General features: G+C 24.7%; 10 protein-coding genes. 5 read left to right on the top strand and 5 right to left on the bottom strand.

Annotated features, from left to right (window positions below; translation table 11 throughout):
* Positions 1–301: 301 nt before the first annotated feature.
* Complete coding sequence (locus BN346_RS11260) at positions 302–904, top strand: hypothetical protein (RefSeq protein WP_040328679.1); 603 nt, start codon at positions 302–304, stop codon at positions 902–904.
* Between the two features lie 93 nt (positions 905–997).
* Here BN346_RS11260 and BN346_RS11255 read toward each other — a convergent pair whose 3' ends face one another.
* Both BN346_RS11255 and BN346_RS11250 read right to left on the bottom strand, forming a co-directional pair.
* On the bottom strand, positions 998–1,231 hold the full coding sequence (locus BN346_RS11255; protein WP_040328678.1) for a helix-turn-helix domain-containing protein: 234 nt from the start codon (positions 1,229–1,231) through the stop codon (positions 998–1,000).
* Positions 1,232–1,567: 336 nt separating this feature from the next.
* Positions 1,568–1,870 carry a hypothetical protein gene (locus tag BN346_RS11250; protein WP_040328677.1) on the bottom strand — a complete coding sequence of 101 codons (303 nt, stop codon included), beginning with the start codon at positions 1,868–1,870 and terminating at the stop codon, positions 1,568–1,570.
* A 684-nt stretch (positions 1,871–2,554) separates the two neighbouring features.
* Here BN346_RS11250 and BN346_RS11245 point away from each other — a divergent pair.
* Genes BN346_RS11245 through BN346_RS11235 form a run of 4 tightly spaced genes read left to right on the top strand, consistent with a single transcriptional unit; the run spans position 2,555 to position 3,916 of the window.
* The gene (locus tag BN346_RS11245) at positions 2,555–2,764 is read left to right on the top strand and encodes a helix-turn-helix domain-containing protein (protein WP_040328675.1); all 210 of its coding nucleotides are present in this window, start codon (positions 2,555–2,557) and stop codon (positions 2,762–2,764) included.
* Positions 2,757–2,993: a hypothetical protein gene (locus BN346_RS11240; RefSeq protein ID WP_040328674.1), complete on the top strand. Its 237-nt coding sequence runs from the start codon at positions 2,757–2,759 to the stop codon at positions 2,991–2,993. Before BN346_RS11245 ends, BN346_RS11240 begins: the two co-directional genes overlap by 8 nt.
* A gap of 12 nt (positions 2,994–3,005) precedes the next feature.
* Entirely contained in the window at positions 3,006–3,149 is a 144-nt protein-coding gene (locus tag BN346_RS21685) for a hypothetical protein (RefSeq protein WP_158644485.1), read from the top strand.
* Complete coding sequence (locus BN346_RS11235) at positions 3,149–3,916, top strand: rolling circle replication-associated protein (protein WP_040328672.1); 768 nt, start codon at positions 3,149–3,151, stop codon at positions 3,914–3,916. Before BN346_RS21685 ends, BN346_RS11235 begins: the two co-directional genes overlap by 1 nt.
* A gap of 288 nt (positions 3,917–4,204) precedes the next feature.
* On the opposite strand, the gene BN346_RS11230 is transcribed toward BN346_RS11235, so the two are convergent.
* From BN346_RS11230 to BN346_RS11220, 3 genes are all read right to left on the bottom strand, one after another.
* A complete protein-coding gene (locus BN346_RS11230) occupies positions 4,205–4,471 on the bottom strand; it encodes a hypothetical protein (protein WP_040328670.1) in 267 nt (88 codons plus the stop codon).
* 300 nt (positions 4,472–4,771) lie between these two features.
* Positions 4,772–5,458 carry a hypothetical protein gene (locus BN346_RS11225; protein WP_040328669.1) on the bottom strand — a complete coding sequence of 229 codons (687 nt, stop codon included), beginning with the start codon at positions 5,456–5,458 and terminating at the stop codon, positions 4,772–4,774.
* Between the two features lie 182 nt (positions 5,459–5,640).
* On the bottom strand, positions 5,641–6,837 hold the full coding sequence (locus BN346_RS11220; protein WP_051540330.1) for a hypothetical protein: 1,197 nt from the start codon (positions 6,835–6,837) through the stop codon (positions 5,641–5,643).
* Between the last annotated feature and the right edge of the window lie 5 nt (positions 6,838–6,842).

Raw genomic sequence — 6,842 nt, 5'->3', positions numbered from 1 at the left:
CTATCCTCTTCGTCGGCAGCGTCAGAATGTGTATAAGAGACAGCTATATAACTTATATCCTTACTGTTTTCTTCTAATGCTTGTCCTATTTTTTCCCCCTCCTTTCGACTAAACTATCTTCTATTATACATTATTCCGTAACTTTATAGAAACTAAAAAACTAGAGCAATTACTGGTACTCCAGTTTTCCTTTTAATTTTTTTAATTTTTAATAATTTTTTTATTTTAACCAAATCATTAAGAATTGAAAGTGTGCTATCATATAAATAACAATGGAATAATTAAGGAAGGAAGTGATACTATGAATGGGAATACTAAAGAAATGACTATTAATGAATTACTTGAACTTGTTAATGGTAAATTAAAAGAAGGTTCTAGCATTACACGGATTGAAAAAGAACTAAAAATGGGAAAAGATACATTAAGGAAAAAATTAAATAGATCAAATTATATATATGATAAAACAGATAAACAATTCAAATGGAATAATACTGGAATAATTAAGGAAACAAAGGCAATTGAAAGTAATACAGCTACTACAACATCCAATAATAACAATGGAATAATAAAGGAATATCAACCTAAATATATAGCAAAAGAAGTTAAGCCTAGCAAAATACAAAATGATTTAACTAAATCAGATATTGATGCAATTAAAGAATTACTTCTAATAAGAAATGAATTAGTTGAACTTGTTAAAACCACAAGGAATAATAAAGGTGTAAATATTATTGATGCTATGAGTTTTAATAAAGCCAACAGAAAAAAAGCAACTTTTAATTTAGATTTAGAGTTGTTGGAAAAGCTAAAACAATATGAGCAATGTAACAACATAAGTAAATCCGACATAGTAAATATAGCGATAAGGAATTATTTAATTAACGAAGGACTACTAAATCAATGACTATATTAATTTAAATATTTTCTTACATATGCTTTAAATTAAAAATAAGAACTGAAGCAGCTGCAACTCCTTCAGTTCTTATTTATATTTTACCTATTTTCTTAATGCTCTTTGAATTGTACTTCTACTACAACCATACAGCTCCTGTAATTTTTTTATTGTTGTTCCTTGACTTTTTAATAATGTTATATTCTCTATATCATTTTTGTTTAGCATTTTTTGCCTTCCAAAGTTTTTATATTTATTTTTAACATTTACAATTTCCTTTTTTAACTCTTCATTCTCTTTCTCTAATTCTTGTATTTTTTTTATCAAATCATCATACATATAAACACACTCCAAATCTTGTACCTATTAATTTAACACATTGATAATACTTATTCTATCATTATGTATCAAATTTAAAAGACACATACTATTCAATAAGATTATGTTTAATATCACTATTTTAAAGATATAAAAAGGACGGTACGATTTTTGTTCGTATATAACTTCTTCTAAGATATAAAATTAATCTATATTAGATATACTTATATATTTATATAAAAAAGATGATACATCTTGAAATATCATCTTTTTATATAAATCAGTACGATTTTTATTCCATTTTATGTAAAAATACAACTCAATATAATAAAAATTATATTGAGTTTGCGTTATGTTTTATATATAATTTATGTGTTTTAATTCTTCTTTTAATCCTTCATACTCTTCAATAGTTTCATTTAATGGTATTAATTCTTCTTTTATATCTTCAATATCTTCTTCTAAACTTTCTATTTCATTTTTTAAGTCTTCCAACTCTTCCTTTTTCATTTCTAATGTATTTTTTAAATCTTTATATTCAGCATTATACTGTTTTATTTTTAATTCTATTTTTCTTTCTATAATCTGTTCTTTTAGTTCTTGGAAACGATTATACATATCCTCATTAGCTTCACATTCAAAATTTGCTAGTCTTGACATATTTCACACTCCTAATATACTAAAATTTTTTTCTTTTTATTATATTAACACATTATTCCAATAAAGGTAATGAATTTTATAATTATTGTAATTATTTGAATATTCATAACACCAACTGGAATAACAACGAAGCTTTTGCGAGTTAGTTGTGGAAGACGGTAGCCATATCCAAAGGATATAAAGCTTTTCTTTCTTAGGTTCTACTGCTGCTATTAAAAAAGAGCAAATTTTAATCCCCGAAGGGGGGATGAGTGAGCCTTTGTTTCATCTTCCGAAGGATGGATTTTTCTACTACCCCGAAGGGGAATGACATACCTGGGGCAACTTATAAAGGTATATACAAACACTATATATAACCTAGTGCATCTCGGAAAATTTTAAAATTTGACTTCTTCTATATAGATTTACTAGGTGTTTTGATGAAAATTTAATTTTATATATAATTTTTTTCAAAACGGGATTTCTTACTAAATTATTAAAAAAATCTATATTTCTACAACTCCAGCTACAACAATGCTTTATTATCTATTCAAATACTCAATTTTTAACATTCTTAAAGCCTTTTTTCTAAGTTCTATGTATATATAGAACAAATCTTATAGTAAAAATATTCATCTTTTTTTTATGTAATGTTAATAGCAAATTTTGCTACAGTAATATGTTATGTAAAGGAGCTGAACAAAAATGAATTTAACATTTTTAAAAAAAGAAAGACTAAAACAAAATATTAGTCAAAAGAAAATATCTACAACTTTAGGCTACAAATACACTTCTAGCTATAACAAACTAGAAACTGGAACTTGTAATCTAACATTAGAAACATTTATTAAAATCTGTAATATTTTAAGTTTAGATTTAGAAACTGCAATAAAGGAGGTTGCCAAAAATGTTTAAAAAACAATTAGAATTAACGGAAACAGATGTAAAAAATATTAAAATTGCTTTAAAGTCAAATCCAGAGTGCAAAGACATTGAACCTTTGATTAAAAATAATGTTATTTTAAATTTAGACCAATTAAAATTGGTATCTAATACTTTGTACCATTATTCATATACTCCAAATTTTTCACATGAAGAAAATTTTATTTTCATAAGATTAGCTGAACTTGTTTTTTATCCATAGGAGGATTTATTTATGATTTTTACAAATATGAGTTTTGAGGAAATATACTCTGAATCTAAAAAAATGCTAAATAGAGATTTAACAGAAAAAGAAATAATGAAAATATCTATGTTGCTAGAAAATGCAGAGTTTGAAGGTTTTGAAGGTGATGAATAATGCGTAAACATTTCATAAGTGAATTAATTCTAAGTGGAAATAATTTAGAAGTTACTGAATTTGACAATATTAAATATTTTGGTTATAAAAAAACTACACCTAAAGTTACAACTAGAAATACACCTTCTTTGGAAGAAAAAGAAGCTATTAATAAAAAAACTACAACTAGAGCTATCAAAGAAGTAAAAAGGTTACTAGCTTGCAATTATTATACTGATAATAGAACAGCTAAGTTTTTAACTTTCACCTTTAATGTAAACGTTTCTAAAATTCAATCTAAAGATAGATTGAAATTATTTCACAAGAGATTAAAACGTAATTATGGATATATTGCTAAATATGTTGGAGTTTCAGAACTTCAACAAAACGGAAATATTCATTTGCACCTTGTATATTTTGGACTCCCAATTATTTCTCATGAGATATTACAAAATTTTTGGTCTTATGGTTCAGTTAATGTAAAAAAAATTTACAATAGTGACAACAGCTTCAGAAATATAACAAAATATCTATTTAAAGATAAAGATAAAAATAATAATTCTAATAGATATTTTACCTCAAAAAATAATTTAAAAAGACCTATAATCGTAAGAAATGATTTGGTTTATGAAAAAGTGAAACATTTATTAAAAGATTGCTATATGGATTATATTTACACTGGTGAAAATGAATTTTTAGGTGCTTATACAAAAAAAAGCTTAGATTTGTCTAAGCTTTCTCCTTATGAAAAAAAGTCTATAGAAACCATTTTACTCAATAGCTTTTGATTTTTCCTTAATTAATTTATTATATATAGGATCATAAGTCGGAACACTTTTTATCATTTTTTTATTATAAACATTCTTAAATTAAATCATAAGTGTCAACAACTGAAACTGTTCTTCCTACACTTCTATATTTGCCTACAGAATGTCTATTTTACAACATTTTAAATTGAAAAAAGATAAAACTAAAATAACTCTATAAATGATTTTTAGAACCTTTTAGCTATAGTTTGAATATTAAGCTTTATATTTTGACTCTTATCTATTTCTATATCTTTTTTAATGTAAATGTTAATCCTTGTTAATATTTTCCACAATATCTTGATATCCACGTCTATCATCTTCATTAAGTGAAATATTGTCTAAATATTCTTCATAATCAGCTTTAAATAAATCAAAGTTTTCACTTGTTAAGGTATATAAATCATTAGAATCCTTAAGTGGTATTATTACATCATCTTCTGAATTAAAATCATGCATATCTATATACCTATCAATTTCATCCTCACCATAATGTTCTATAAATTCCTCAATAGTATTTTTTAACTTATTATTCATAAAAAACTCCTTTCATATATGTAAAATATAATCTAGTATAAACTTTTATATAGGTCTATTCAATAGAACAGGAACAATTTTCCTATAATACAAGCTGAAAAAATTTGATACCTATTGTAATATTTCTTTTTATGCTTTATTTTTTATCCATTTCTATAATTTTTTCTATATGAATCATTTAAACGTTGCTTAAATGAATTCTAAGAACATTTTTCAAACACAAATGTAAAAACACATTGCAATATACAGAATGCTCTCTATTGACGTTTTAAAAGCTATAAAACAATAGATACTATTTAATTATATTTCTACATAATCATTTTTATATAAATCTTCTTCATAGTACATGACTTCATCTTGAAATACTTTCATAATAACATTATCAAAGTATTTTTTTTCTATAAAATGTTCCTTAGTGTAACCAACCCCATTCGAGAATCTGAAGTTCCTTTTTCTTAGTAGAGCTATTCTTTCAACAACTTCTGTATATTCATTAGTTATAAATAAAATATGATTCTTTCTTAGGTATTTTCTTTCGTTATCTATTAAGTCAAACCATTCATGAATACTGATTACTTCAGATTCTACTCTGTAAAAATGAACAGCATCTATAATATAATATATTTTTACATTATTAAAAAATACTTTCACGTAAAGATCAAACTCTTTAAATGTTAGAGTTGATAATATAGTATCATTTCTTTCTAACTTATCCTCAATTGTATTTAATTTTACAAATTTCTTCATAAGTTCAGGGTCTACGTCTATACGTTCCTTATCTTCTACTTTTATACCCCATTCTTCACAAGTACCACAATCCATTAAAGGAACTGTCTTTATATGAGTTCTAAAAGTTTTACTTCCTTTTTCTATCTGTCTTTCTTTAACTTTGTTTATATTCTTTCTTTGAATACTATTTCTTTTCTGAAGCTCTTTCAATGCAAGTTTTTCTTGTAAATCCAAACTTCTTTTTTTTCTTGTACTCATTCTCTAAAATACCCCCAATAGTGAATTAAACCAATACTAAAATTATACAAGGGTCTGTTCTTTCTGTAAATTAAGAACAGGAACAAAGTTCCCTATAATACAAGCCGAGAAAAAATGGGGGTAGTTTTTTAAATGAAATATATTATAATATACTTATTGATATAAATATAAAAAGAATGAGCTTATAAAAACCCATTCTTTTTTAAGTATGATATATGTCTTTCGAATGTTGTGGTACTGCTAATACCTAACATTTGCATTATTTCTTTATTTTTAAAGCCTTCTAATCGAAGGTTTTTTATTTTTTCTCTTGTTAATTTCAACTCTTCTTTCTTTGACATCTTACCATCTTTTTTTAATTTCTCATTATATTTATTCTTTTGATATATTCTATCTCTTCTTTTATATTCTGATTTAGAAATAATTGTAGTCATTACCCTTTGTTCATCTTCCGTTATCTCTAACAATTCTATAAGAGTTTCATTTTTATATTTATACTGTTTATCTTTACTAAAGTAACATGTTTCTGCACTCTTAGTTGCAGTTATAGCTTCTTTTTCTTTTAATGGATATATAAACTCATTATTTAATTCTAAAGTGTCATTTAAAGCTTTCTCTGCGTCTTCTGTAAATACACATAGATAATATCTATATAGGAACAATATTAGCTCTCTATGCCCCTTTAAATCATATTTTCTTAACTCACAAAGCTTTATTAAATCTTGTATCCTTGCATAATATAGACTTCTTTCTCTATGTACAAATATAACTTTCTTTGGTCTACCTTTTTTCTTCTCTTTTGGTTTTAATTCTGGTAAAAAATTATTTTGTATTTCTCTTAAATCATAAGTGTATTCATAATGATCTATTACTTTGACTTTACTATTTGATTTAGAATTTATACTTTCCGGTACTCGTAAAATTCTTGCTGCATCTAATGCTTTTCTATCTGCTCCAAATTCTTTTAATTCTTTGTATAAGTATTCTTCTACTGCTTTCCACAATGGTAATGCTTGACCTGGTACAGAATTAATTAACCATATCAAATATAAACCTCTGCCACTATCTACAATAATATTAGGTCTTGGAATACTTCTATTAAAATAGTTTTCTTCTAAATTCATAATGATTTGTTCTTTTGTAAATTTAGTATTATAAATATCTAAATCTATAAAATTTGCTTTTAATTCTTTTATACATTCAATTCTCCTAGATGGTTTAAAGAATGTATTCATGCTAATATATATATTTTCATCAGCAAAATTTAACTCCAATAAATTTTTATATTTATAGTGCCATTGAGTATATTCACTATTTTTAATTTGAGCTTTAGTTATCCAGCCTTTACTATTTTTATGAAGAGTTTCTATATAACTTATATCCT

Source organism: Clostridium ihumii AP5, assembly GCF_000612845.1.
Classification (GTDB): domain Bacteria; phylum Bacillota; class Clostridia; order Clostridiales; family Clostridiaceae; genus Clostridium_J; species Clostridium_J ihumii.
This window is presented reverse-complemented; position numbering and strand designations above follow the sequence as displayed.

Bases quoted from the DNA above. Each gene is read 5' to 3' on its own strand.
- BN346_RS11260 (WP_040328679.1), top strand. From the start codon at position 302: ATGAATGGGAATACTAAAGAAATGACTATTAATGAATTACTTGAACTT.
- BN346_RS11255 (WP_040328678.1), bottom strand. From the start codon at position 1,231: ATGTATGATGATTTGATAAAAAAAATACAAGAATTAGAGAAAGAGAAT.
- BN346_RS11250 (WP_040328677.1), bottom strand. From the start codon at position 1,870: ATGTCAAGACTAGCAAATTTTGAATGTGAAGCTAATGAGGATATGTAT.
- BN346_RS11245 (WP_040328675.1), top strand. From the start codon at position 2,555: ATGAATTTAACATTTTTAAAAAAAGAAAGACTAAAACAAAATATTAGT.
- BN346_RS11240 (WP_040328674.1), top strand. From the start codon at position 2,757: ATGTTTAAAAAACAATTAGAATTAACGGAAACAGATGTAAAAAATATT.
- BN346_RS21685 (WP_158644485.1), top strand. From the start codon at position 3,006: ATGATTTTTACAAATATGAGTTTTGAGGAAATATACTCTGAATCTAAA.
- BN346_RS11235 (WP_040328672.1), top strand. From the start codon at position 3,149: ATGCGTAAACATTTCATAAGTGAATTAATTCTAAGTGGAAATAATTTA.
- BN346_RS11230 (WP_040328670.1), bottom strand. From the start codon at position 4,471: ATGAATAATAAGTTAAAAAATACTATTGAGGAATTTATAGAACATTAT.
- BN346_RS11225 (WP_040328669.1), bottom strand. From the start codon at position 5,458: ATGAGTACAAGAAAAAAAAGAAGTTTGGATTTACAAGAAAAACTTGCA.